This is a genomic window from Pseudomonas sp. PME37.24/025 (assembly GCF_055556615.1).
The window spans coordinates 1-248 of sequence record NZ_JBVHNK010000409.1 but is presented as its reverse complement, the minus strand read 5'-3'; the positions used below and the strand labels follow the sequence as shown (position 1 = coordinate 248).

The window sequence follows — 248 nt, the reverse complement described above, 5'->3', positions numbered from 1 at the left end:
CAGTGCTTTCAGCTCCTGACGCCAGCCCTCCAATGTTTCCCGGTCAAGTGGAGGCTGTGCCTCATCGACACTTACCGCCTTGATCAGCGAGGTAGCGCCAGGATCGGCCTTAGCCTCGCGCGGGGCGCGCGGAGGCCGGAATAGCTCGGCATGAGCAGCCAATAATTGCCCAAGCCAGGTGTGCCCATTTTCGGCCAACTCAACCAGTTCGGCCAACTCGGGGCTGGGTGAAGAAGCCAGGCTCTGTC

1 protein-coding gene is annotated in these 248 nt (G+C 61.7%); it reads right to left on the bottom strand.

What is annotated here, in order from left to right; genetic code table 11:
- On the bottom strand, nucleotides 1-248 hold a 248-nt coding region (locus ACZ3HH_RS30865; RefSeq protein WP_465810494.1), incomplete at both ends, for a DUF6586 family protein.